The following is a 25,152-nucleotide window of genomic DNA, read 5'->3' on the forward strand; positions in this document are numbered from 1 at the left end:
AGCTGAAAATTCCTCTCTAAGCCCCCTGCTATATTTCTCAAAAAATTAGTGTGTTAAAAATAAAATCTAGTGATTTTAGCTTTCTAAATTGATATACTTAATAAAAAAACTTGAAAGAAAGATTACCATGTTTCGAAAAGATACTATCACATAACTTAATCTAGATGATACAATAGTAATTCTTCCTAGTATTTGCGTGATGACTTAGCAAAAGTTGAGCAGAACCCATTCCTGCACATATACTTTTAAATATTATTTTTTATATACTAACTATTTGAAAAATTATAATATTATTGATGAATTTTATAAAATATTGTAAAATGATAAATGAGTAATATGAGAAGTATATGTCTACTATAAGTACAATAGATAGACATAAATTAGTTTTTGATCATAAAGATTTACTGATTAAGATAGCAATGATAAATACAATATTCTTTCTTTAAAACATATTAAATACTGTTTTACATTATTTTTTCTATATTAATTTAATATATAGAAAACGAATATTTAGAAATGGAGTAAAATAAAAATGACAATTTTTTTACAAGTCCAAATAAATATTGTTTTATCCATTTTATTATTTATTTTGCTTGGGCATTCTTATTCTAATATAAATAGAAAAAAGATAACTAATCGGTTAGTTATTTGGATTATAGGATTAACATGGGTTACTTTAATATTAGAGACATTGAGTGTCCTATTAAATAGCCCTAATTTAAGACAATTTATAGTATTACATAAGCTAGTCAATATAATAGGATTTATAGTGACTCCTACTATTCTTTTTTTGGGATATATATTTAGTAAAGAATGGGCTAATAGGTATCAGAAAGAAAAAATAAAAGTAAATAATATACTTCTATTGCCATTAATCATTAATGGGATAGGCACTTTAATTAGTCATAATGGAGGTGGCATTTTTCATGTGAGTAATGAGAATATTTATGAAAGGGGCCCCCTATTTTTTATTTTACCTTGTGTGAGTTACACTTACTTTGCGTATAACTTATATTTTATTTATAAGCATCGTAAAAAATTTACCAATGCAGAACTTGTTATATTTAGTTCATTTAACATAATTCCTGCCCTATTCACTAGCATTCAGTTAAAATATTCTGCTTATCTAACCACTTGGACAAGTACAGCAATAATTATTGTGATTGGTTACATTTTTATACTAAATGACCAAGCATATCGAGATAGTTTGACAGGTCTAGAAAATCGTTTATCCTATGATAAGTATACACAAAACATAGGTTATAAAAAGCTTAGTAAACTTTTTGCAGTCTATATAGATATAGATGGACTTAAGACTATTAATGACCAATATGGACATTATGAAGGGGATGAAGCAATTAAGGCCTTTGCTAGTTTACTCCATGAGAGTTTTCCAGTCCGGCAAAAAAAACTAATACGTTTAGGAGGGGATGAGTTCTTGATTTTATTAGAAAGGCAACCGATAGAAAAAGTTGTAACATACATACAAAATTTAACACAATGTGTTGAGACATATAATAATAAAGGTGAAAAACCATTTAGACTTAGTTTTAGTTATGGTATGGCGGGCTATACAAAAGCTTATAAAAGCATTTATCAGCTTTTAGAATATGCTGATCAATTAATGTATTTACAAAAGCAAAACAGGAAGAATAGGTTATAAGATAGAATAAGGAAGAGGCTTTGTATAAATAAGGAGCATATTTCTTAGTACGCCGTTTTTCCGCGTCTCAATATCCTCTACTGATCTAAACACACTTTGAGACTGTAGTTGAACTGATTAAAATTTAAATGTTTTAAGCTATAGTAGAATCTGCTATAAATCATTTAATAACGGTCCTTTTCAAGTAGTAGCAAGGGGGCGGCGCATGACGACGAAAAGCTGATGCTCTTTCTTCTATCCCCCTTGTGGTATGGAGGTAAACTACATCCCGATAAAATTATAGGGAGATATGGTTAAAATGTCGCAATATATGGTATAATATAGAAAGTTAAGGTTAATATTATAAAATAGTAAGGTAGATAAGGATTATCATTCTATGAAAATATCAAAGTATTTGTGGGTAGAAAAGAATGCAGGGTTTAATAAGCTCAGAAGGGCACAATTAAAAATTCAAAATAGGTGCAGAAGGCATTTGTATTTAGTATGTACATCTTATAATAGTCATTTATTGTTTGAGATTGTCGAGAGTCAATATTTGACAGATAGTTATAAGGAATGTTATTTGGTAGCTGTAGCTAAATCAAAAGAAATGGCGCTGCAGCAGGTGGGCGTATTAATTAATGCATTGTATAATTCAAAAACCCTGAGTTACGATATGATAAAAACCTAGTTGGTGAGGTGTATAATGAGTATTTTATGGCTAATAATAAAAGTAACGCTACTCGTGCTGCTTGGGATATTTTTGGCGTTAGTTTTTATTTTGCTTGTGGTATTAACAGCACCTATCAAATATGATTGTATCTTTGAAAAATATGAAGAGGCATACTTTCGTTTAAGTTTAAGTTTTTTAAGTTTTATAAAAGCCAAAGTGATATTTGAAAATGGTAAGCAGGATAGTGTTGTTAAAGTATTTGGCAAGGTTGTATACCGGCATTATACTGATGATGTTGAGGAGGTTACCAAAGAAGCAGTTGAGAATACAACACATAATGCGAAAGTCATGTCTAAGAAAGTTGTTGAGAAGGAAAGTCGCAAAAGAGGAGAAAGTAAATCAGATACAGTTAAGTGGCAAGTTGTCAAAGATTTGCTTTTGGACGAGCGTTTTTTTGCTTTACTAAAAGATATTTTAGTTGCTGTTAAAAGAGTGCTTAAGTGGCTTAAACCTTCTAAGCTAAATTTTGAACTTGTTATTGGCAAAGAGGATCCGGCGGATACTGGAGAATTAATTGCACAGTTAACGCTGTTATATCCTTGGTATTACAAATATGGCATTGTTGAAGGCAGTTATGATAAAGAAGGATTATGGGGGAATATTTATGCTAAGGGCAGACTTTATTTAATGACTTTAGTAAAGATATTCATACTGTTTATAATGAATAAAGAAACAAGGGAGTATATAAACTTATTACTAAGAACAAGAAAGGGAGCTTAAAATGCAGGAAAAACTTAATCAAGATTTAAGCGGATTAATAGGAAAATTAGAAGGATTTATTACAACTAAAACAGTAGTGGGAGAACCTATTCATATTGACAATACTATTTTGGTACCACTGGTTGATGTGAGTTTCGGTGTTGCAGCAGGTTCAACTGCAAGTTCAAAGTTTAGTGAAAGAAACAAAGAAAAGGAAAGACACGTTGATGGAGGAACAGATGCGGGAGCAGGTGGTCTCGGCGCTAAAATTAGTCCAAGTGCCATGCTTGTTATCCAAAATGGAACCACTCAGCTTATAAGTATTAAGAGTCAAGATAGTGTGACAAAACTTATTGATATGATTCCTGGACTTATTTCAAAAGTACCGGATTTTATGGCAAAGTTTTCAAATGATGCCACTCATTCAAAAGAAACAAATAAAAAAGACTCAGAAGATGAGTATCATAAAATGCAAGAATAATGATGACAAAGGAGCAACTAAAATGCAATTAGATTTTAGTTGCTCCTTTGTCATCATTATTGTAAAATCAGTAAAAAAATCTAGTGGTGGATATTTTATCGACTATCATATTTTTCAAGGACTTCTTTTAATTTCTGCGCTTGAAAACCTGATTCTTCTGCAAACTCTTTAAACATGTTTTTAACTTCCACGGCGTATGAATCATTTGACTCATCTAGTCGTTTAGAAAATGATTCGTAATCACGTACATTTTCTTGAGCGTCCAGCATTTTTTTTAGCACGGTATCTCTAGTATTTAAATGCATCTTTATTCCTCCTTTTTAATTTCTAGTTTTATTTTTCCTTACAGAAGGTTGTTTTATGCAATAAATTTTTGCAATTTAAGAAAGATAACATAAAAGCACCTCTAAAGTATCATTTTGAGGTGCTTAAGGGGAATAATCTATTATACGTTAAATCTAAATAAAATAATATCACCATCTTGAACAACATACTCTTTGCCTTCTAGACGAACGAGTCCTTTTTCTTTTGCAGCTGTGTAAGAACCAGAGTTGACTAAGTCATGGAAATTAACAATTTCAGCGCGGATAAATCCTCTTTCAAAATCTGAATGGATCTTACCAGCTGCTCCAGGTGCTTTTGTCCCCACAGTAATAGTCCATGCACGTACTTCCTGAGGACCAGCAGTAAGATAGCTTATTAATCCCAGTAGCTTATAACTTGCAGCAATAAGTCTGTCAAAGCCTGTAGAAGTAATATTTAGGTCTTGTAAGAAAAGTTCTTTTTCATCATCGGGCAAATCTGAAAGTTCTTGCTCAATTTGAGCGCAAACTACAAAAACTTCAGATCCTTCAGTAGCAGCAAAAGTGCGGACTTGTTTAACATAATCATTTTCTATTTGTCCAATTAGATCATCTTCTGAGATATTTGCAGCATATAACACGGGTTTTGATGTAATAAGGCCTAGGGATTTAATAAATGCATCAGTATCTGCATCTTCCCCCAGTAATGTTCTTACAGACTTACCTTCTTCTAATGTCTTATACACCTTTTGGAGTATTTCAAGTTCTTGCGCTAAAGATTTATCAGATTTTGCTGTTTTATTTGTTTTTGAAATTCTTCTCTCCAGAACATCCATATCTGCAAATGCAAGTTCTAAGTTAATTGTTTCGATATCTCGAATAGGATTAACGGTTTTATCTACATGAACGATATTTTCATTTTCAAAACATCTGACAACTTGTACAATAGCATCTACTTCTCTTATATGAGATAAAAATTGATTACCTAGTCCCTCACCCTTACTTGCACCTTTAATTAAACCTGCTATATCAACAAATTCAACAATAGCTGGAACGATTTTTTGTGACTGATACATCTCATTAAGAACATTTAATCTTTCATCCGGCACTGCAACTACTCCTACATTTGGCTCTATTGTACAGAATGGATAGTTTGCAGACTCTGCACCTGCTTTTGTTAACGCATTAAATAAAGTACTTTTTCCTACATTAGGGAGCCCAACGATTCCAAGTTTCATATAATTCATCCTTCCTTAAAGCAAATAAACATTTATATGCTGATCATTACATCTTAGAGCATAATGTTTAAATGATAGCATTATCCTATTTTCTGCATATACATATGATATATTATTACATTCTATATATTATCGCATAATAAATAAAACTGCAATAAAATGCAGTTTTATTTATTATGCGATAATACACATCCTATTATAATACCAAAAATCCATATAATTAAAGCTAAAGATGATAAGAGTAATAAATTACTTTCATTAATAGATAGTATTGGTTTCTCAGAATCATTTTTATTGCGGGATACAACACGATAGTGCCTTGCTTTAGATACCATAATATAACCTCCTAATATATGAAATACTACATGCTTATTATAGATAAAAGAGAACATATTTATTCTCCATTAACTGAGACATTTACATTAGTCTGTAAATACTCTATAATATGAGGATGAAAAGGAGGAATGTTATGCCAAATATATATTTTCCACATCTAAATCTTCAGTTTAATATTAATTCTGCTGCATTTGAAATCTTTGGTGTATCTATTTATTGGTACGGACTCATTATAACAACAGGTATTTTGTTAGGCACAGTGTTAGCAAGTTATATAGCACGCCAAGAAGGCCTAGACTCAGAAATCATGATTGATTTTATTCTATATAACATTATTTTTGCACTTATTGGTGCACGCATCTATTATGTTATTTTTAACTTTAGTTATTATAAGGATAATTTATTACAGATATTTAATATTAGGCAAGGTGGTTTGGCCATCTATGGTGGGGTTATCGTATCTGTTATTGTTGCTATTATCTATACAAAGAAAAAGAATATTAAATTTTGGTTATTTGCTGATTGTGCCACATATGGTCTAGTATTAGGACAAGCTATTGGAAGATATGGCAATTTTGCAAACAAAGAAGCTTTCGGAGATTATACAAATAGTTTATTCGCAATGAGAATATTGAAAACTGAAGCAAAGCTTCCTTTTTCAGAAAACATACTAAATAATTTACAAGTAGCTTTTGGAGAGCAATATATACAAGTACACCCTACTTTTTTTTATGAGTCATGTTGGAATATAGGACTTCTGATCTTGCTGCTTATTTACAGAAGATATAGAAAGGCATATGGAGAGATATTTTTATTATATTTAATAGGTTATGGAATAGGGCGGTTTTGGATAGAAGGATTAAGGACAGATCAGCTTCTGCTTGGAAATACACAAATAGCAATCTCACAAGTTGTTGCCATTTTATCCATAATTATGGGAATAATTGGTATAAAAATGTGTCGAAACTATTCCAATAAGTCATAAATTATCCAAAAAATAAGAATAATTGTTGATTTCTTCCATATAAGATATTATAATAGGAAATATATAAATTATTTTCTTTGTTTTTTTGTTTTATTTTTAAGGGGGATTTGATATGAAAGAAATGAAAAAGAATATCTTATTTATGCAGGAAAATTTAAACAGACTTTTGGGCTCAACTGGCACATCAAGGTATAACACTAAACCACTCTATACACTTAGCTTAAAACTAGATAAAGAAATTGTTAAGTATTATAGAAGTCTTAATAATAATTAATTTTAGCAGAATTAAGGACTAGCCTCATGAATAGGTTAGTTCTTTTTTTGTTCTCAAATAAAGAAATTTATATTTATTCAAATTTAACTTGAATTTTATGCTAGAAAGGCATAAAATAAAAGAAAATGGTGAGAAGTGGGTAGAAGTGGAGTGAAGTGGTAAGTGTTTATTGGAGAATATAAACATAGTTTAGATGAAAAAGGAAGAGTTATTGTACCTGCTAAATACAGAGAAAAGTTAGGAGATAATTTTATCCTAACAAAAGGATTAGATGGATGTTTATTTATCTATCCTTTGTCTGAATGGATGCTCTTTGAACAAAAACTTAAACAACTTCCACTTACTAATACGCAAGCAAGAAAGTTTGTCCGCTTCTTTTTATCAGGAGCAATAGAATGTAATTCAGATAAACAAGGAAGAATACTTATTCCTAATAATTTAAGGGTATATTCTGAGATTGAAAAAGACATAGTATTTATAGGTATGAGTACCCGTATTGAAATATGGTCGATTGATAAATGGGATAATTATAATGAAGAGGAATTTAATGCTGAGACCATTGCGGAGCAAATGGAAGAATTGGGAATATAAAGGGGATTAATATGAAATTTGAGCATATATCTGTATTACGCGATGAATGTATATCAGGATTAGCAATTAAATCTAATGGTATTTATGTGGATGGTACATTAGGAGGGGCTGGACATGCGCTTGAGATTTGCAAGCACCTTTCTAAAGATGGACATTTTATAGGTATTGATCAGGATAAAAATGCTTTGGCTGTTTCACAAGAGAGGTTAAAAGATGTAAATCCTAAAGTTTCTATTGTAAATAGTAATTTTGAAGCATTAAGTACTATTTTAGATAATTTGGAAGTTCAGAGTATAGATGGTATGCTAATAGACTTAGGTGTTTCCTCTCATCAATTAGATGAACCGCTAAGAGGATTTTCTTATATGCATGACGCGCCATTAGATATGAGAATGAATCAAGAGGATACGTATACAGCTTATAACGTTGTTAATGAACTATCAGAAGATGAGTTATTTAGAATTATCAAAGAATATGGTGAAGAGAAGTGGGCAAAGCGCATTGCAAGCTTTATTATCCAGCATAGAGAGAACATAGGTTCTGTTCATACAACTTACGAATTAGTTGATATTATAAAAAAAGCTATACCCCACGGCGCAAGAAAAGACGGCCCTCATCCGGCTAAACGTACTTTTCAAGCGATTAGAATTGCTGTCAATAGAGAATTAGAAATTATTGAACCAACTTTATTGCATATTGTAGAAAAACTTAAGTCAGGTGGACGATTATGTGTTATTACTTTTCATTCTTTAGAAGATAGAATAGTTAAACATGTATTCAAAAAGCTTGAAGACCCATGCACTTGTTTGAAGAACTTTCCTATCTGTATATGTGGACAAACTCAGCAAGTAAAACTTATTACTAAAAAACCTATTTTACCATCTGATGAAGAGGTTGAAAGAAATCCACGTTCAAGAAGCGCTAAACTAAGGATCATTGAGAAACTATAATAGGAGGGAATAGCTAATGGCACTAAGTACACAAACAAGATATACCTATCAATATGGCAGTGAAGCTGAAAATTATTATCAACCCCTACCAAGGCCTCATGTTGAACCGGAATACAGACCGGCTGTAGAGCCTCAAAAAAAGATAGATGTCGTTTTTGGACTTAAATTAAGCTTATGCGGGATGACCGTATTTGTGTGTGCTTTTGTATACATTCATATGTATTCTACGCTTATTACTAGACAAGGACAGTTGCAAACTGTTAAAAATGAGATAAGAGCGCTAAGAAGTACAATCAGTTTGACTGAGTCTCAAATATCTGAAAAGCTTAACTTAGATTATATTAAATACAGAGCCTCAAGAGAACTCGGTATGAGTGAACCATTACCACATCAAATTGTATATATACAACTGCCTAAACAAAGTCATACTATATATGATAAATAAAGTGGGGAAAGTATATGAGAGATCAAATTAGAAATCAGAAAAATAATTTAATACTGTCTAGAAAACGCCTTAATAGGCGTATATTTTTTATAGGGTTATTTTTTATAAGTGCTATGGGCTATATGGGATATCAAGTAACAGCTATTAAAATATATAATGGCAAAGATTATCAAAAGCAAGTGTTGAATAGGATGATGAGTAAAGATGGACAAATTAATCCTCAAAGAGGAGCGATAGTTGATAGAAATAATAAAACTATTGCTGCTAGTGTATTATCCTATCATGTTATTTTAGATCCTAAAATGGTACTAGAATTACAAGAAAGTCAACAAGAAAGTATTTATCAAACACTTTCAGAGGTTGCAAAGAGGTCAAAAGAAGAGATAAAAAAGTTTGTTGAAGCAAGTCCTAGATCAAGATATAGCATTTTGGTTAAAAATATCGACGCCGATATTATTGAACCCTTAAAACAAAAATCTTTGAAAGGTGTTTGGTTTGAAGAGAGTTTTACAAGAAAATATCCAAAAGGAGAATTTGCGTCACAACTTATTGGGTTTTACAATAAAAATGGTGAAGGACAGTATGGTATTGAGCAACAGTATAATGATTATATAGTAGGTAAGGCAGGAAGAATTTTTTCGCAGTTGCAAGATGAACAAATTATTACAACTGAAATTAAACCTGCTGAAAATGGTGCTACAGTTGTTTTAACAATTGATGAAGTTATTCAGCAATATGTAGAAAATACTATGAATAAATACATAAAAGAATTTAATCCAATAAATGCTGCGGCTATTATTATGAATCCTAATACTGGAGAGATTTATAGTATGTTTTCTTATCCAAGTTTTAATCCAAGTCATTATAATGTTTTAGAAGAGCAGTTGGGAAAGGAAATCTGGGAATCACTAACAGACAGCCAAAAAGCGGAACGCTTAAATAGTGCATGGAGAAATTATACGATACAAAATAGTTATGAACCAGGCTCAACTTTTAAGCCCTTACTTGTAGCTGCTGCTTTAGATGAAAGTATTATGAACCCTGAGCAAAAATATATATGTAATGGCACTAAAGTAGTCGTACAGGGAGTAGCCCCTATTAGATGCTGGAAAAGAGAGGGGCATGGGGAACAGACATTAGAACAAGCACTGGCCAACTCTTGTAACGTAGCAATGTTAGAAATTGTTGAGAAAATGAGCTCAGAGACACTGTTGAAATATATGGAACGCTATGGGTTTGGTCAACCTACAGATATCGGACTGCCAGGAGAAGAAAAAGGACAGCTCCATCAGAAGCTAGGGCCTATAGAAAGAGCCACTTATTCCATCGGTCAAACCTTTACCAGTACCCCTATGCAGCTTATTACCGCTTTTTCCTCTATTATTAATGGCGGATACTTATTACAGCCTTATGTTGTTTCACAAATTATAAGTGATAAAGATGAGATGCTTTACAAAGCAAAGCCAATAACAAAAAGGCAAGTCATTACACAGGAAACCTCTAGACTTTTAGTTAACTATCTTAAAAAAGTTGTTGATGAAGGAACAGGCATTCATGCAAATATTAATGGCTATACTGTAGGAGGCAAGACGGGAACTGCACAAAAGAGACCCCTTGAAGATGAGAAGTATGTTTTGTCGTTTCTAGGCTATGCGCCTATTAATAATCCACAAGTTGTTGGCTTGATTGTATTTGATGAAATTCCAGAAGGGACAGGGGCACCTGCTAGGGCCTTTAAAGAAATGATGACTAATATCTTGCCTTATTTGGAGATTGATCTTGCAAATAGTAATCAGATAGGAGATGCGCAGTTAAGTAAAATGCCACAGCTTACTAATACAGATATCTATAGGGCAAGTGAACTGCTCTCTCATGAGGGGTTAGCGTATGAAATTATAGGTGTAGGAAAAAAGATTACTTCACAGTATCCCAATGAAGGAACCTATTTACCTAAAAATTCTATAGTAAAGTTATATGTTCAAACTGAAACACCAGAAAGTATTATGCAAATCCCAGATTTACAAGGGTTGACAGTAGAAGAAGCAAAACTTTTGGTGAAAGATACTTTTGTGATTAATCAAGATAGCAGGGGAGTTGTTGTTAAACAATTTCCAAAGGCGGGACATAAAATTGAAAAAAACAGCCAGATAATTGTAATAACCTCAGAATAATGTGAATAATGACTCCTTCTTTAAAATACAATTTAGGTAAGACAACTTTTAAAGGAGGAGATTTTACATGCAAAAAGAAGTGTCGATTGGTATAAAAAGAAGAATTTTTCTTTTGATGATGGGTTTTTTAGTAATTACGATAGGTATGTCTATAAGACTGGGGTATGTGCAAATTGTAGAAGGAAAGTTATTGCAAGATAGGGCACTTGAACAACATACAAGAGATAGACTTATAGCTCCGACTAGAGGTATAATCTATGATAGAAACTTAGATATTCTTGCTCAAAGCGGATCTGTAGCAACAATTGGCATAGTTAATGCTCAAATTAAGGATGCTGAAATGGTTTCCAAAATATTAGCTGAAAGACTTAATATGGATTATAATGCCGTTTATAAAAAAGTAACAAAAAAGGTTGCTTTTGAAAGAATTGTTACCAAAGTAGATAAAGATACTGCAGATCAAATTCGTAATCTTAATTTACCAGGAGTAAAGGTAGATGAAGATTCAAAAAGGTTTTATCCATATAGTAACTTAGCCTCTCATACCATTGGTTTTGTTGGAAAAGATAATCAAGGTATAATAGGACTTGAAGTGAAGTATGATACATATCTTAAAGGAAATCCTGGGAAAATTTTAATGGAAACAAATGGACGGGGAGAAAGAAGAGATGAAGTTGCTGAAATGAGAATTAATCCTGTAAATGGTAATCATTTGGTAACTACAATGGATGTTACACTGCAACAGTATGCAGAACAGGCATTAGAAAAGGTTGTTGCACTCAAAGGGGCTAAGCGTGGCGCTATTATTTTAATGAACCCGCAGAACGGAGAAATTTATGCACTGGCTAATAAACCAGATTTTAATCTTAATGAGCCTTTTCAGATAAACAATCAGGAGCTTTTAAATAGCTGGAGTATGTATACTGAAAAAGAACAGCAGGAGTTTCTTAATCAAATGTGGAGAAACTTTACAATTAACGATACTTATGAACCGGGATCCACATTTAAGATCTTTACATCAGCTATGGGCCTTGAAGAAAATGTAGTGACTGAAGAAAGTAATTTTAATTGTGGTGGAAGCCGTGTAGTTGCAGGAAGAACGATAAAATGTTGGAGAAGTCCGCGTTCACATGGAAGCCAAAATTTTGTACAAGGCGTTCAAAATTCATGTAATCCTGTATTTATGGATATTGCAGAACGGGTAGGAGCAAGTAAATTCTATGATTTTATGATTAAGTTTGGGTTTAAGTCAAAAACAAACATAGATTTGCCTGGAGAGGCTATAGGGATATTACATAACAAAAATAAAATTGGTCCAGTAGAGCTTGCTACAATGTCATTTGGTCAGTCTTTTCAAATTACGCCCATGCAGCTTCTTGCCGGGGCTTCTGCGTCCGTTAATGGCGGCTATATGGTAACACCTCACTTTGGAAAAGAAGTTATAGATTCAGAAGGTAATGTGATTGAAGTTTTTAACTATGAAAAAGGCAACCAAATCATTTCTTCAGAGACAAGTGAACGATTAAAAAAAATATTAGAAAGTGTAGTATCAGAAGGAACTGGCAATAAAAGCTATATTCCCGGCTATAGAATAGGGGGGAAAACAGCTACATCACAAAAACTCCCTAGAGGATCTGGTAAATACATAGCATCATTTTTGGCATTTGCACCTGCAGAAAATCCAGTTATTATGGGTCTTGTCATTATTGATGAACCCCAAGGGGTATATTATGGGGGAACGGTAGCAGGACCTGTTATGAAAGAAGTGCTTGCCAATGCACTTCCTTACTTAGGTATTGCCCTGGTATATAATGAAAAAGAAGTAGAGCTAGAGGAGGTTAAAGTTATCGAAGTGCCTCAGTTTGAGAACATGAAAGTTAAAGATGTAAAAGATTTTGCTTATAAGCAGGGCATTATTGTCCAAATAGAAGGCGATGGAGAATATGTTAAGTCACAATTTCCTATGCCAGGGGAAGTCATTAATAAAACTAGTAAAATTATACTCTATACAGAATAGATGTCTTTTTAATCTGTATAACTCATGATATAATAACTAGGAAATAGAAATAGGAGGGTTATCATGAAGCTAAAAGATCTGGTAGTTGGCTTGCAGTATCAATGTATTAGCGGAAATTTAGAACAAGAGGTAGATCATATTATCTACGACTCGCGTATTAAAACAAAATGTGGGTTGTTTATTGCTATAGAAGGATTTAAGACAGACGGGCATCAATTTATTGAAGCAGCTATTGAAAATGGGGCTAAAACCCTAGTTGTTCAAAAAGATACTATCTGTGAAACTCAAGGTATTACTATAATTAAAGTAGAAAATACAAGAAGTGCTATGGCAGTTATAGCTAACAATATGTTTGAACATCCTTCAAGAAAGTTAAATTTAGTAGGTGTTACAGGCACAAATGGCAAAACGAGTATTGTTTACTTATTAGGTCAAATCCTAGAAAGTTACAATAAAAAGATCGGCATAATTGGTACGATTGAAAATAGAATAGGCAATATGGTTTTAAAAGCTGAACGTACGACGCCAGAATCTATTGACTTGCAAGCTATTTTTTATAAGATGCTAGAGCATGAGGTCACTTATGCATTAATGGAGGTATCATCCCATGCTTTAGAATTAAATAGGGTGGATGGGTGTAATTTTAAAATAGGTATTTTTACAAATTTAACACAAGATCATCTAGATTTTCATGAGAATATGAAAAATTATGCTGATGCAAAAGCTAAGCTATTTAAGTTATGTGATATTGGGATTATTAACTGTGATAGCAGCTATGCAGATGTTATGAAACAGAATGCTACATGTCATATGATTACTTATGGCATAGATCAAGAGGCAGATTATAGAGCTTCTGATATTACAATTACTGCTGCGGGAGTTGAATACACGTTAGTATGTCCGCAAGGAAGGTATAATGTTAAAGTACCTATTCCAGGGAAATTTACTGTTTACAATACATTATCAGTTATTGTAGCAGCTATTCATTTGAGTGTGCCTATCGAGCATATTATCGATGCACTTGCAAATGTTAAGGGCGTTCCAGGGCGAGTGCAATCTTTTACATCTCAAAAAGGATATAGCGTACTTGTAGATTATGCGCATACACCAGATGGTTTAGAAAATGTATTAATGACAATGAAACAATTTGCTAAAAGAGATATTATTACAGTGTTTGGTTGTGGTGGAGATCGAGATAAAACTAAGCGTCCTATTATGGGTGAGATAGCAGCCAAGTATTCTGATAAAGTGATTATTACTTCTGATAATCCACGTACAGAATGCCCTACTCAAATTATAGATGAAATCGAAGAAGGATTGAAGGACATGGATACCCTATATATTAAGATGGAAGATAGGAAAGAAGCGATTTTACAGGCCCTTGGGCAAGCGAAAGAAGGAGATGTTGTCTTAATTGCAGGTAAAGGCCATGAAAATTATCAAATTTTAAAGGATAGAATTATTCATTTTGATGATTGTGAGGTCGTTAAAGAATATATGCAGGGGGAAAAATGATGGAACTACGTTTGCAGGATATTCTTGAAGCGCTTCAAGGTAAGTGTTTAAATCCTAATAGACTTGACAATAATATAGTTCAGTCAATCAGTACTGATTCTCGTCAAATTGGCTTCAGTAGTTTATTTATTCCTTTAAAAGGAGAGAATTTTGATGGACATCAATTTATTCCTCATATTTTTGAAAAGGGAGCTGTAGCAACATTGACAGAGTACCCTGTTATCAAAGACGAAAGACTATGTACTATTTATGTTGAAAATACTCAGGAAGCACTTTTAAGATTAGCTAAGTATTATCGAAGCCTATTTCAAATACCAGTAATTGGGATTACAGGCAGCGTTGGTAAAACAAGTACTAAAGAGATTATTGCGGCAGTATTGAGTGCTAGATTTAATGTGCATAAGACCGCGGGAAACTATAATAATGAAATAGGATTACCTCTTACATTATTTAAATTAGAAAGGCATCATGAAGTAGCTGTTGTAGAAATGGGTATGAATCATTTTGGAGAAATACACAAATTAAGTTTAACTGCATGTCCACAAATTGGGGTAATTACTAATATAGGGACTTCTCATATAGAAAATTTAGGCAGCAGAGAAGGGATTTTAAAAGCAAAGTTAGAAATATTAGATGGATTAGATAGTGATGGGCTCTTAATAATTAATGGAGATAACGACTTACTAAGTACTATAGAAGAGAAATCTTTTAAAGTTATTAGATATGGTATGAAAGATCATCAAGATTATTATGCGAAAAATATAATAAGTCAAGCTGATAAAACAACTGCAGAAGTTTTTACACCCAATGCATTTTATCAAGTTGCTATTTCGGCTTTAGGCGAACATATGATTTATAATACACTTGCAGCGATAGCTATTGCTGAAGAGCTGGGACTTACTAGAGATGAAATACTAAAAGGGCTAGCTTCTTATCAGCCCAGTCAAATGAGAATGCATATTAAAACTTATGATAATAAAATTACTATTATGGATGATACCTATAATGCAAGCCCAGATTCAATGGAGGCGGCGCTTAAAGTGCTAAAAGAGTATCCAGTAACCGGGCGTAGAATAGCTGTTTTAGGAGATATGTTAGAAATGGGGAGCTTCGCTGCAAATCTTCACGAACAAGTAGGGAAGTATGCAAGTTTAGCAAATATAGATTTACTATGTGCTGTAGGGAAGTTAGCAGAACATATCTATAATGGAGCAAATAATGTTTCTACAACTATGCAAACCTTATATTTTGCTACAAAAGATGAATTTTTAAGTGACATAGAAAACATAGTCCATTCAGGAGATACTATTTTGTTTAAAGCATCCAGAGGTATGCATTTTGAAGAGATGGTAGAAGCAGTAGGAAAGGTGAAGTGTGATGAAAAATGAGGCATTGTACGCAGTTTTAATAGCATTTTTTCTTAATATCGTAATAAGTCCTTTTATTATTCCATTATTACAAAAATTTAAATTTGGTCAGCATATAAGAAATGATGGTCCGGATAGCCATCTTAAAAAGTCAGGAACGCCAACAATGGGAGGCATTATTATTCTAACCAGTATTGTTTTAACGAGCTTATTATTTGTTATTCGAAATAAAGAAGTTCAAATTATACTTTTTGTAACAGTGGCGTTTGGATTAATAGGATTTATAGATGACTATATAAAAATTGTAAAAAAGAGGTCGCTAGGACTCACGGCTAGTCAAAAAATAATTGCTCAAATTATAGGAACTTGTGTTTTTGCTTATTTATTAAAATACTATTTGGGATTAGACACAAGTACTATACTTCCCTTCAGTGGAAGTCGTGAATTAGAATTAGGCTTGTTATTTTGGCCATTTTTAGGGATAGCAGTGTTAGGCGTGGTAAATGCAGTTAATCTAACAGATGGCTTGGATGGTTTAGCATCTGGGGTAACAGTATTAGTAGCAACCTACTTTGCAGCTATTGCTTGGGCCACATATAGCAATGTGCTTCCAATAGCAGCGGCAGCAGTTGGAAGTTTGCTTGGTTTTTTGCTGTTTAATAGTTATCCGGCTAAAGTGTTTATGGGCGATACAGGCTCACTTGCACTAGGTGGATTTGTGATTTCTACAGCTTTTGTTATGAAAATGCCGTTGTTTATTCTTATAGTTGGAATTATTTATGTTATTGAAAATATCTCTGTTATTTTACAGGTAGCTTATTTTAAGAAAACAAGAAAAAGATTGTTTAAAATGGCCCCTATACATCACCATTTTGAATTAAGTGGGTGGCCTGAAACTAAAGTTGTTACAGTATTTTGTGTGATTACAGCAATCATGTGTTTAATAGGGCTTATTGCCTTATAAATGGAGGTGAAATAATGAATATTAAGGATAAAAATATTTTAGTAGTAGGTAATGCGAGAAGTGGAATAGGGGCGGCCAAACTCGCTTTAAGCCAGGGGGCTAAGGTATGTATTTATGATCATAAACCCTATTCAGAGTGGCATATTTCTATGCAGCAAGAAATAGACAGGATGCAAGATCAAGGTGTTACATTTTGCTTAGGAGAGTTGCTAGATGTTCGCGATTTTACGTTAGTTATAGTGAGTCCCGGGGTACCTTTAGAAATTGATGTGATTCAAAAAGCACGAGAAAAAGATATAAAGGTTATTGGAGAACTTGAATTTGCATCTCGTTTTTGTAAGGCCCCTATTATTGCTATCACAGGAACAAATGGCAAAACAACAACAACAACTTTAGTAGGAGAAATATTTAAGCAATATAATCCCCACACATATGTTGTAGGTAATATAGGAAAAGCATTTAGCGAGGAAGTTCTTAGTATACCAGAAACGGGGATAGTTGTTGCTGAGGTGAGTAGTTTTCAGCTTGAAACAATAGAGTTTTTTCATCCGAGGATAAGTGCACTGCTCAATATTACGCCGGATCATCTTAATAGACATCATACCATGAAGAACTACTGTCATTGCAAATATAACATTTTTAAAAACCAAAATAAAGATGATTTTTGTATACTTAATATAAAAGACACTTATTTTAAAGAAGCTAAGGAAAAGGCAAAGGGAACATATATTGAATTTTCGCTGCAGGATGTTCCAGAACGAGGAGCCTATTTAATAGGCAATGGTTTATACGAAAATATTAATGGTAAAGAAAACTTTATATGCAGTATAGAAGAGCTTAAAATAAAAGGGACACATAATGTAGAAAATGCTTTAGCAGCAGTAGCTATTACAACGGCATTTGGAGTACCACTACATATTATTAAAAATTCATTAATAACCTTTAAAGGTGTTGCGCATCGTACAGAATATGTGACAACTAAGAAAGGAATAGATTTTTTTAATGACTCTAAAGCAACCAATACAGATGCTGCAGTAGCTGGACTTATAGGACTAAGTAGCCTTAATAAACCTATAAGGCTTATCGCTGGAGGGATGGATAAGCATACAACATTTAAAGATTGGATTAGGCTTTTCTCAGGGCATGTTAAAAAAGTATATGTTATTGGAGAGACAAAAGAGCAGATTGTAAGAGAGTGCATAGAAGAAGGCTATACATCAACACAAATATTCGCTAATTTTAATGATGCTATTGTTACAGCTTATGAGGAAGGCAGTGAAGGAGAATGCATACTCCTATCTCCTGCATGTGCAAGTTGGGATATGTTTGAAAGTTATGAGCAAAGAGGGGATCTATTTAAGGAAATCGTAAATCATTTGGAAGGGTGAAGATAATGACTGCACAAACAGCAGCTAACCTTACAAAGAAGAGAAAAAAGATATCAAAAAATACACCAGATGCAATTTTAATAGCTATTATTTTAATAATAGTTGGTTTTGGAATTATAATGGTTTATAGTGCGAGCTTTTACTATGCAACTGTAAGAGGTAATGCCCCATCTGCTTTTGCAATGAAACAATTGGTTATAGGTTTAGTGGGTATTGTTGTGATGTTGTGGGTAACGTTTAAGTTTAACTACCGCATATTCTCAAACATGATATTGGCCAGCTCAATATATATTATAAGTCTTATACTATCTGTCAGCGTTATGTTTATTGGGCAGACGGTAAACGGTGCAACGCGGTGGATTGATTTGGGATTTACGCGCTTTCAGCCTTCAGAAATAGCAAAAATAGGTGTTGTTATTATGCTTTCTGCTTATATTATCAAACATAGAAAAGAAATGAATAAATTTAAATACATAGCAAGGGCATGGGGAATTGTGCTTTTACCAACAGGTATTGTTGCAATTGAAAACTTAAGTTCAGCAATCGTTGTCTTCTTTATAGGCATTATGATAATTTTTATTACAAGTTCTAAAATATGGTATTATGTGGTATTCGCACTGATTGGAGTGGGTCTGGCAGTAGGGGTGTATTCCCTTGCAATGACTACAGAGCCAGGTCAAGAGCTTACTACGCCTATTGTAAAAGATATTCTTAAATCATATCGTTTAGATAGAATCAGAGTATGGAAAGATCCTTGGTTAGATCCTAAAGATAAGGGATATCAACCTATACAATCGCTCTATGCTGTAGGGTCTGGAGGGATATTTGGAGTAGGGCTTGGAAAAGGTATACAAAAACAAGGCTTTTTGCCAGAACCACACAATGATATAATCTTTGCGGTTATATGTGAAGAATTAGGACTTATTGGTGCAGTTACATTACTTTTAGGTTATACTATTTTAGTAATAAGAGGGCTAGTTATAGCAGTCAGAGCTTCTGATTATTTTGGAACGCTGGTTGCTGTAGGTATATCGACTATGGTAGGCATACAAGTACTTATTAATGTAGCTGTAAACACAAATACTATTCCTACAACTGGTATGCAGCTCCCGTTAGTTAGTTATGGGGGGACTGCCCTTGCTGTTCTGCTTGGAACTTTAGGACTACTCTTAAATATATCAACAACTTCTAATATTCAAAAGGTTAATAAGTAATATGTAACAAATTTCCACTTGAAGGAATAAAATGGTTTTATAGAAGCTTACCTATTTCAGGAGGTGCCCTAAAATGAGTAAATACATTATTCATGGAGGTAAGCGTCTAGAAGGTGAATTGCATATTGATGCAAGTAAAAATGCAGTTCTGCCAATTATAGCAGCAACCATATTAAGTGGAAATGTAACATATCTTTATAACTGTCCTAAGATACTAGATGTAGAGATTATGATAGAAATTTTACAACAATTAGGTTGCCAAATTAAATGGGATAATAAAACATTGATTATAGATACTAGTACGATACAAAGTTATGACATATCAGAAAAACTAGTAAGGAAAATGCGCTCTTCTATTATATTATTAGGTGCTATAATAGGAAAGTTTGGGAAAGCTAGGATTAGCTATCCGGGAGGATGTCCATTAGGTGCACGACCTATAGATTTACATTTAGCAGCCTTTAAAAAAATGGGCATTACAGTTACTGAAGAGCACGGTTTTATTATTTGCAAGAGTTCACACCTTCGAGGCGCTAAAATTCATCTTGATTTTCCAAGTGTAGGTGCAACTGAAAATATAATGTTAGCAGCTACCTTAGCAGCAGGGGATACCGTTATTTATAATACAGCACGAGAGCCAGAGATAGTTGATTTGCAAAACTATTTAAACGCTTGCGGAGCTAAGATATCTGGTGCGGGGACAGAAACGATATACATTCAAGGCGTAAAAAAGTTACATTCAGTAGCTTATAAAGTTATTCCAGACCGAATTATTGCAGGGACTTATTTAGTTGCTGCCGCTATTACCCGTGGAACAATTACTTTAAAAGACATTAATCCGAATCACCTAAGGGCTACATTATCAAAGCTTGAAGAAGTAGGATGTACGATTATTGAAGAGATTGATCAAGTCACATTGATTGCACCTGAAAAGTTGAAAGGCGTTAATATTATTACAGAACCATATCCGGGATATCCAACAGATATGCAGTCTCAGATGATGGCGCTTTTATGCACGTGTAATGAGATGAGTATTATTAAAGAAAATTTGTTTGAAGCGAGATTTAAGCCTGCATATGAACTTATGCGAATGGGCGCAAATATCAATATAGAAGGCAGAATAGCTATTATAAAGCCGACGCCTTTTCTAATGGGAACAAGCGTATACGCAGAAGATCTTAGGGGCGGAGCGGCCTTGGTATTAGCTGGACTAGGTGCACAAGGCATAACAGTGGTAGAAAATATTCACCATATAAAAAGAGGTTACCAAAACATTGCTTTGGATTTAAGAAGTATTGGAGCATCTATACAAGAGGAGGAATAGTTATATTTGAACAAATATAATAGAAATTCACTAAAGAAAAAAGTATATATGGGCATAATGTTTGTCGTATTAATAAGTATTATTTTAACACTTCCTATTTGGAATATAACAAGTATTGAAGTTGAAGGTAATAATTGGTACACAGATGAAGAAATAGTCAATTTATGTGAGATAAAAGATAAACATATTCTTAATATATCATTTGAGGAAGTTAAAAACAACTTATTAAAACTGCCCTATATTAAAGAAGTGGCAGTAAAATATGTTTTTCCAAGTCATATCAGCATTAAAATATTAGAAAGAGAACCTTTAGGGTATGTTCCTTTTATGGGGACATATCTTTGCCTAGATGAGCAAGGACAAGTTATAGAACAGACAAATAAAAAGGAGGTTTCACTTCCTATTATTAAAGGACTGGATTTTAGTGAATATAAGGTAGGGGAAGCTTTGCCTATTCAAAACGAAGATTACTTACTATGTAGTTTGCAGATTATACGCAGCTTGAAAAAATATAATTATGAAAAAAAAGTTAAGATTATTGACATTTATAACCTTGAACAAATTCACTTGTATGTTGATAATTTAGATGTTATAATTGGGAATATAGGGGATTTTGACAAAAAACTCCAGTGGCTTATTCAAACACATGAAGTGTATGACATGGGAGTTTTAGATTTATCCAATATAAAAAATGGACAGGCTATACTTAGTCCTATTACATAAAAGATAATGATTATAAATTAAAATATGATGATACTTCTGATGAAGGGGGAGTTTATTTTGCTTGAAATATGGGAAAATGAATTACAAGGCGCTCAAATAAAAGTCATAGGCGTTGGCGGCGGAGGAAATAATGCTGTTGACAGAATGATTGAAAAGGGACTTGCTGGAGTTGAATTTATTACTGTAAATACTGATCATCAAGCTTTGGCAAGATCAGGAGCACCAACTAAAATACAAATTGGTGAAAAAATTACGAGAGGTTTAGGGGCTGGAGCAAATCCGGAAATAGGCACTAAGTCCGCAGAAGAAAGCAGGGAAGAGATCGTACAAGCTATTAAAGGGGCTGATATGCTGTTTATAACAGCTGGTATGGGCGGAGGAACAGGTACTGGGGCTGCGCCGGTTATTGCAAGTATTGCTAAAGATCAAGGCATTCTTACAGTGGGTGTAGTTACAAAACCTTTTAGCTTTGAAGGCAGAAAAAGAATGATTAATGCTGAAAAAGGAATAGCTGAACTTAAACAAAGTGTTGATACGTTAGTTGTAATTCCTAATGATAAAATTTTACAAGTCATAGATAAAAAGACAACAATGGTAGATGCATTTACTAAAGCAGACGATATTCTACAGCAAGGAGTCCAAGGTATAACAGATTTAATATCAAATCCTGGGATTATTAATCTGGATTTTGCAGATGTAAGAACAATTATGAACTGTAAAGGCGTTGCGCATATGGGAATTGGTAAGGCAACGGGTGAAAATCGTGCTGAAGAAGCTGTTAAATATGCAATCAGCAGTCCATTATTAGATACGAGTATTGATGGTGCGAGATGTGTTCTAGTTAATATGTGCGGAGGAGAAACACTTGGGCTTATGGAAGCCAACGTGGGAATGAGCCTGATAAGAGAGGCAGTTGATCCAGATGCAGAGATCATTTTTGGAACATCTATTAATGATGATTTAGGAGATGAAATTATTATTACTGTCATTGCTACAGATTTTCAAAATGCAGACGTGAATATGCATAGTTTTGAACCAGTACAGAAGCTTAAAGTGGAAACACAGGCTAAACCACAAAGGCCAGCTAATACTTTTAAAGAAGAGAAATTCACACCTATCAAAGATATTCAAGTAGAAATACCACAATTTCTAAGAAGGAATAGATAGAATAAGAAAAAGATACGATATTGTCGTATCTTTTTTTTTAACTACTCTATAAATTTTACAAAATTTGTAAATTAATTGCTTTACAATATAACTGTTCAGCAAATTAAATGATACTTGAGGTGATCATGTGTATGTTGTTTATATTGACATACTGTTTTTAATTAATATAGTTATGGATATGATGGTATTTTATACAGCGACTATGATACTTAATAAGTCTATTGGAAAGGTTAGAATATTTATAGCCAGCATCATAGCGGCATTGATCTATTGCATGCTTGTATGTGTACCGATTTTACAAAGTATACCCTATGTTTTATATGCTTTATTTGTACCTACATTATCAATACTATATCTTTATAGGCCGCGCCATCTTAAAGAATTTGCAAAAATCTACTTAGTTTGTATGGGTGTAGCGTGTACTATAGGCGGCGCAACGTTTACAACGTGGTTTATGGTTAAAGATAAAACACCTATTCATACAATAAGCATTTTTTGGCTTATAATCATTGCTTTAGGTATAACACTTATTATTTATATCTCTTTTAATAAAATTAGAAAAAGAATGATACTTCCTTTATTTGAATATGACATAAAAATTAAGAATACTGATAAAGAGGTATGGATTAAATCTATTTTGGATACGGGTAATTGTCTCTATACACCTATAGGTCATAAACCGGTTATTGTTGTAACTTACGATGCGCTTAAAGAACTATTTACAGATAAGCAAATACTCGTATTAAGCAAATATAAAAACAATGTTTTGGAGCTTGCATATTCTAGCGACTTTATGCCCTCATATATCATTCCTTTTAATAGTGTTGGATGTAAGTTGGGAATACTTTTAGGAATTGAAGTTGATCAAGTTAATATTTACAAAAATCATTTTAAGAAGAGTGTTGATAAATGTATTGTTGCTATATCATTCAATAATATTTTTAATGATAAATCATATAATGCACTACTTCATCCAGATTTTATATTAAATTAGGAGGAACGAAGATGAGAATAGTAGAATGGTGGACTAAAATATTAAAGCAAAAAGTAAGAATACTGATACTTAAGATTATATGCAAGTATCCTAGTGCGCTGCATTACATAGGTGGGAATGAAGTCCTTCCGCCTCCATTGACAAGAGAAGAAGAAGAAGCACTTATTTTGCAGTTATCAGAGCTTGAAGAATGTGAAGAAGAAGTTAAGCAAGTCAAAACCGTGCTGATAGAACGGAATCTCAGACTTGTTGTATATATTGCTAGGAAATTTGAAAACACGGGCATTCATATGGAAGATTTAATATCTATTGGTACAATAGGCCTCATTAAGTCGATTAATACTTTTAAACCAAGCAAAAAGATTAAACTTGCTACATATGCTTCAAGATGTATAGAAAACGAGATACTAATGTTTTTAAGGAGAACGAATAAGCTCAAAACAGAAGTATCTATTGATGAACCGCTTAATGTTGACTGGGATGGCAATGAACTATTATTATCGGATATTCTAGGTACAGAGCCAGATATTATCTACAGAAATATTGAGGAAGAAGTTGATAAAAATTTATTACAGCAAGCACTTCTGAAATTATCAGAGCGTGAAAGAGAAATTGTAGAGTTAAGATTTGGATTTAGTACTCAAGGGAAGGAAAAAACACAAAAAGAAGTTGCTGATTTATTAGGTATTTCTCAATCCTATATTTCAAGGTTGGAAAAAAAGATTATATTGAGATTAAAAAAGGAAATTAATAGAATGAGCTAAGGATTTGAATAAATAAATGGATTATGGAAAATATATCTATAGACTTAACTTGTGCTGGAGTAGTATAACTAGGAGGCATGTGATATGGCTATAAATAAAGTTGAAATTTGCGGCGTAAATACTGCAAAATTACCTATATTAACAGCAGAACAAAAAGATATCTTATTTAAATTAATACAGAATGGAGATAATGCTGCAAGAGAAGAGTATATTAGGGGAAATTTAAGATTAGTGCTCAGTGTTATTCAGCGATTTAATAATAGAGGTGAACATGTAGATGACTTGTTTCAAGTAGGTTGTATAGGCCTCATCAAAGCAATAGATAATTTTGATGTATCTCAGAATGTAAAGTTTTCGACCTATGCAGTACCTATGATTATTGGAGAAATAAGAAGGTATCTTAGAGATAATAATTCTATTAGAGTCAGTAGATCACTTCGAGATATAGCTTATAAAGCACTTCAGGCTAAAGAACAACTTATTAGGAAAAACTCAAAAGAACCTAGTATTCAAGAAATTGCAGAGCAGCTTGGTATTAAAAAAGAAGATATTGTATTTGCATTAGATGCTATTCAGGATCCTATATCTTTATTTGAGCCTGTTTACCATGATGAAAGTGATACGTTATATATTATGGATCAAGTTAGTGATGAAAAGAGTCAAGATGACATCTGGTTAGAAAATATTGCGTTAAAAGAAGCGATGAAAAGACTAAATGACAGAGAAAAGCAAATATTAATGTTAAGATTTTTTTCAGGTAAGACACAAATGGAAGTTGCAAATGAAATAGGGATTTCTCAAGCACAAGTATCAAGGCTAGAAAAGACAGCATTAAAGCATATGAAAAAATATATATAGAGATATTTAT

General features: G+C 33.0%; 25 protein-coding genes. 22 read left to right on the forward strand and 3 right to left on the reverse strand.

Features of this window, described 5'->3' with window-relative positions; translation table 11 throughout:
• Positions 1–532 precede the first annotated feature (532 nt).
• The 4 genes from BN3326_RS02560 (at position 533) to BN3326_RS02575 (ending at position 3,555) form a co-directional block, all read left to right on the forward strand.
• The gene (locus tag BN3326_RS02560) at positions 533–1,663 is read left to right on the forward strand and encodes a GGDEF domain-containing protein (protein ID WP_083258478.1); all 1,131 of its coding nucleotides are present in this window, start codon (positions 533–535) and stop codon (positions 1,661–1,663) included.
• 376 nt (positions 1,664–2,039) lie between these two features.
• The gene (locus BN3326_RS02565) at positions 2,040–2,333 is read left to right on the forward strand and encodes a hypothetical protein (protein WP_069997541.1); all 294 of its coding nucleotides are present in this window, start codon (positions 2,040–2,042) and stop codon (positions 2,331–2,333) included.
• 15 nt (positions 2,334–2,348) lie between these two features.
• Positions 2,349–3,095: a hypothetical protein gene (locus BN3326_RS02570; protein ID WP_069997542.1), complete on the forward strand. Its 747-nt coding sequence runs from the start codon at positions 2,349–2,351 to the stop codon at positions 3,093–3,095.
• Between the two features lies 1 nt (position 3,096).
• Positions 3,097–3,555 carry a GerW family sporulation protein gene (locus BN3326_RS02575; RefSeq protein WP_069997543.1) on the forward strand — a complete coding sequence of 153 codons (459 nt, stop codon included), beginning with the start codon at positions 3,097–3,099 and terminating at the stop codon, positions 3,553–3,555.
• Positions 3,556–3,650: 95 nt separating this feature from the next.
• Here BN3326_RS02575 and BN3326_RS02580 read toward each other — a convergent pair whose 3' ends face one another.
• The 3 genes from BN3326_RS02580 to BN3326_RS21845 form a co-directional block, all read right to left on the reverse strand.
• On the reverse strand, positions 3,651–3,860 hold the full coding sequence (locus BN3326_RS02580) for a hypothetical protein (protein WP_069997544.1): 210 nt from the start codon (positions 3,858–3,860) through the stop codon (positions 3,651–3,653).
• Between the two features lie 140 nt (positions 3,861–4,000).
• Positions 4,001–5,095 carry a redox-regulated ATPase YchF gene (gene ychF, locus BN3326_RS02585; RefSeq protein WP_069997545.1) on the reverse strand — a complete coding sequence of 365 codons (1,095 nt, stop codon included), beginning with the start codon at positions 5,093–5,095 and terminating at the stop codon, positions 4,001–4,003.
• Positions 5,096–5,262: 167 nt separating this feature from the next.
• Entirely contained in the window at positions 5,263–5,430 is a 168-nt protein-coding gene (locus tag BN3326_RS21845) for a hypothetical protein (RefSeq protein WP_171903744.1), read from the reverse strand.
• 134 nt (positions 5,431–5,564) lie between these two features.
• Here BN3326_RS21845 and lgt point away from each other — a divergent pair, with 134 nt between their 5' ends.
• From lgt to sigG, 18 genes are all read left to right on the forward strand, one after another.
• Entirely contained in the window at positions 5,565–6,416 is an 852-nt protein-coding gene (gene lgt, locus BN3326_RS02595; RefSeq protein ID WP_069997547.1) for a prolipoprotein diacylglyceryl transferase, read from the forward strand.
• 112 nt (positions 6,417–6,528) lie between these two features.
• Positions 6,529–6,690, forward strand: coding sequence for a hypothetical protein (locus BN3326_RS21850; protein WP_171903746.1), 162 nt, complete (start codon positions 6,529–6,531; stop codon positions 6,688–6,690).
• A 162-nt stretch (positions 6,691–6,852) separates the two neighbouring features.
• Positions 6,853–7,281, forward strand: coding sequence for a division/cell wall cluster transcriptional repressor MraZ (gene mraZ / locus BN3326_RS02600; RefSeq protein ID WP_069997548.1), 429 nt, complete (start codon positions 6,853–6,855; stop codon positions 7,279–7,281).
• Between the two features lie 11 nt (positions 7,282–7,292).
• Positions 7,293–8,231, forward strand: a complete 939-nt coding sequence (gene rsmH / locus BN3326_RS02605) for a 16S rRNA (cytosine(1402)-N(4))-methyltransferase RsmH (protein WP_069997549.1) — start codon at positions 7,293–7,295, stop codon at positions 8,229–8,231.
• A 16-nt stretch (positions 8,232–8,247) separates the two neighbouring features.
• The gene (locus tag BN3326_RS02610) at positions 8,248–8,676 is read left to right on the forward strand and encodes a hypothetical protein (RefSeq protein ID WP_069997550.1); all 429 of its coding nucleotides are present in this window, start codon (positions 8,248–8,250) and stop codon (positions 8,674–8,676) included.
• A gap of 14 nt (positions 8,677–8,690) precedes the next feature.
• Complete coding sequence (locus BN3326_RS02615) at positions 8,691–10,847, forward strand: penicillin-binding transpeptidase domain-containing protein (protein WP_069997551.1); 2,157 nt, start codon at positions 8,691–8,693, stop codon at positions 10,845–10,847.
• A 67-nt stretch (positions 10,848–10,914) separates the two neighbouring features.
• Positions 10,915–12,864, forward strand: coding sequence for a penicillin-binding transpeptidase domain-containing protein (locus BN3326_RS02620; RefSeq protein ID WP_069997552.1), 1,950 nt, complete (start codon positions 10,915–10,917; stop codon positions 12,862–12,864).
• A 63-nt stretch (positions 12,865–12,927) separates the two neighbouring features.
• On the forward strand, positions 12,928–14,379 hold the full coding sequence (locus BN3326_RS02625; protein WP_069997553.1) for a UDP-N-acetylmuramoyl-L-alanyl-D-glutamate--2,6-diaminopimelate ligase: 1,452 nt from the start codon (positions 12,928–12,930) through the stop codon (positions 14,377–14,379).
• Positions 14,379–15,767 (forward strand): UDP-N-acetylmuramoyl-tripeptide--D-alanyl-D-alanine ligase, encoded by a 1,389-nt coding sequence (locus BN3326_RS02630; protein WP_171903747.1) that lies wholly within the window; start codon positions 14,379–14,381, stop codon positions 15,765–15,767. The genes BN3326_RS02625 and BN3326_RS02630 overlap by 1 nt, the downstream gene beginning before the upstream one ends.
• A complete protein-coding gene (gene mraY, locus BN3326_RS02635; RefSeq protein WP_069997555.1) occupies positions 15,757–16,710 on the forward strand; it encodes a phospho-N-acetylmuramoyl-pentapeptide-transferase in 954 nt (317 codons plus the stop codon). Before BN3326_RS02630 ends, mraY begins: the two co-directional genes overlap by 11 nt.
• Positions 16,711–16,724: 14 nt before the next feature.
• On the forward strand, positions 16,725–18,098 hold the full coding sequence (gene murD, locus BN3326_RS02640) for a UDP-N-acetylmuramoyl-L-alanine--D-glutamate ligase (protein ID WP_069997556.1): 1,374 nt from the start codon (positions 16,725–16,727) through the stop codon (positions 18,096–18,098).
• A gap of 5 nt (positions 18,099–18,103) precedes the next feature.
• Positions 18,104–19,312, forward strand: coding sequence for an FtsW/RodA/SpoVE family cell cycle protein (locus tag BN3326_RS02645; protein WP_083258479.1), 1,209 nt, complete (start codon positions 18,104–18,106; stop codon positions 19,310–19,312).
• 73 nt (positions 19,313–19,385) lie between these two features.
• A complete protein-coding gene (gene murA, locus BN3326_RS02650) occupies positions 19,386–20,636 on the forward strand; it encodes a UDP-N-acetylglucosamine 1-carboxyvinyltransferase (RefSeq protein ID WP_069997557.1) in 1,251 nt (416 codons plus the stop codon).
• Positions 20,637–20,642: 6 nt separating this feature from the next.
• Positions 20,643–21,359, forward strand: a complete 717-nt coding sequence (locus BN3326_RS02655) for a cell division protein FtsQ/DivIB (protein ID WP_069997558.1) — start codon at positions 20,643–20,645, stop codon at positions 21,357–21,359.
• Positions 21,360–21,416: 57 nt separating this feature from the next.
• Complete coding sequence (gene ftsZ, locus BN3326_RS02660; RefSeq protein ID WP_069997559.1) at positions 21,417–22,526, forward strand: cell division protein FtsZ; 1,110 nt, start codon at positions 21,417–21,419, stop codon at positions 22,524–22,526.
• 127 nt (positions 22,527–22,653) lie between these two features.
• Positions 22,654–23,520, forward strand: coding sequence for a sigma-E processing peptidase SpoIIGA (locus tag BN3326_RS02665; protein ID WP_069997560.1), 867 nt, complete (start codon positions 22,654–22,656; stop codon positions 23,518–23,520).
• 11 nt (positions 23,521–23,531) lie between these two features.
• Positions 23,532–24,284, forward strand: coding sequence for an RNA polymerase sporulation sigma factor SigE (gene sigE / locus BN3326_RS02670; RefSeq protein ID WP_069997561.1), 753 nt, complete (start codon positions 23,532–23,534; stop codon positions 24,282–24,284).
• 84 nt (positions 24,285–24,368) lie between these two features.
• A complete protein-coding gene (sigG, locus tag BN3326_RS02675) occupies positions 24,369–25,142 on the forward strand; it encodes an RNA polymerase sporulation sigma factor SigG (protein ID WP_069997562.1) in 774 nt (257 codons plus the stop codon).
• Positions 25,143–25,152 lie beyond the last annotated feature (10 nt).

The organism is Cellulosilyticum sp. I15G10I2 (genome assembly GCF_900095725.1).
Taxonomy (GTDB): domain Bacteria; phylum Bacillota; class Clostridia; order Lachnospirales; family Cellulosilyticaceae; genus FMMP01.

Excerpts from the sequence above, each read along its gene's own strand:
- BN3326_RS02560 (WP_083258478.1), top strand. The coding sequence starts at position 533 with ATGACAATTTTTTTACAAGTCCAAATAAATATTGTTTTATCCATTTTA.
- BN3326_RS02565 (WP_069997541.1), top strand. The coding sequence starts at position 2,040 with ATGAAAATATCAAAGTATTTGTGGGTAGAAAAGAATGCAGGGTTTAAT.
- BN3326_RS02570 (WP_069997542.1), top strand. The coding sequence starts at position 2,349 with ATGAGTATTTTATGGCTAATAATAAAAGTAACGCTACTCGTGCTGCTT.
- BN3326_RS02575 (WP_069997543.1), top strand. The coding sequence starts at position 3,097 with ATGCAGGAAAAACTTAATCAAGATTTAAGCGGATTAATAGGAAAATTA.
- BN3326_RS02580 (WP_069997544.1), bottom strand. The coding sequence starts at position 3,860 with ATGCATTTAAATACTAGAGATACCGTGCTAAAAAAAATGCTGGACGCT.
- ychF (WP_069997545.1), bottom strand. The coding sequence starts at position 5,095 with ATGAAACTTGGAATCGTTGGGCTCCCTAATGTAGGAAAAAGTACTTTA.
- BN3326_RS21845 (WP_171903744.1), bottom strand. The coding sequence starts at position 5,430 with ATGGTATCTAAAGCAAGGCACTATCGTGTTGTATCCCGCAATAAAAAT.
- lgt (WP_069997547.1), top strand. The coding sequence starts at position 5,565 with ATGCCAAATATATATTTTCCACATCTAAATCTTCAGTTTAATATTAAT.
- BN3326_RS21850 (WP_171903746.1), top strand. The coding sequence starts at position 6,529 with ATGAAAGAAATGAAAAAGAATATCTTATTTATGCAGGAAAATTTAAAC.
- rsmH (WP_069997549.1), top strand. The coding sequence starts at position 7,293 with ATGAAATTTGAGCATATATCTGTATTACGCGATGAATGTATATCAGGA.
- BN3326_RS02610 (WP_069997550.1), top strand. The coding sequence starts at position 8,248 with ATGGCACTAAGTACACAAACAAGATATACCTATCAATATGGCAGTGAA.
- BN3326_RS02615 (WP_069997551.1), top strand. The coding sequence starts at position 8,691 with ATGAGAGATCAAATTAGAAATCAGAAAAATAATTTAATACTGTCTAGA.
- BN3326_RS02620 (WP_069997552.1), top strand. The coding sequence starts at position 10,915 with ATGCAAAAAGAAGTGTCGATTGGTATAAAAAGAAGAATTTTTCTTTTG.
- BN3326_RS02625 (WP_069997553.1), top strand. The coding sequence starts at position 12,928 with ATGAAGCTAAAAGATCTGGTAGTTGGCTTGCAGTATCAATGTATTAGC.
- BN3326_RS02630 (WP_171903747.1), top strand. The coding sequence starts at position 14,379 with ATGGAACTACGTTTGCAGGATATTCTTGAAGCGCTTCAAGGTAAGTGT.
- mraY (WP_069997555.1), top strand. The coding sequence starts at position 15,757 with ATGAAAAATGAGGCATTGTACGCAGTTTTAATAGCATTTTTTCTTAAT.
- murD (WP_069997556.1), top strand. The coding sequence starts at position 16,725 with ATGAATATTAAGGATAAAAATATTTTAGTAGTAGGTAATGCGAGAAGT.
- BN3326_RS02645 (WP_083258479.1), top strand. The coding sequence starts at position 18,104 with ATGACTGCACAAACAGCAGCTAACCTTACAAAGAAGAGAAAAAAGATA.
- murA (WP_069997557.1), top strand. The coding sequence starts at position 19,386 with ATGAGTAAATACATTATTCATGGAGGTAAGCGTCTAGAAGGTGAATTG.
- sigE (WP_069997561.1), top strand. The coding sequence starts at position 23,532 with ATGAGAATAGTAGAATGGTGGACTAAAATATTAAAGCAAAAAGTAAGA.
- sigG (WP_069997562.1), top strand. The coding sequence starts at position 24,369 with ATGGCTATAAATAAAGTTGAAATTTGCGGCGTAAATACTGCAAAATTA.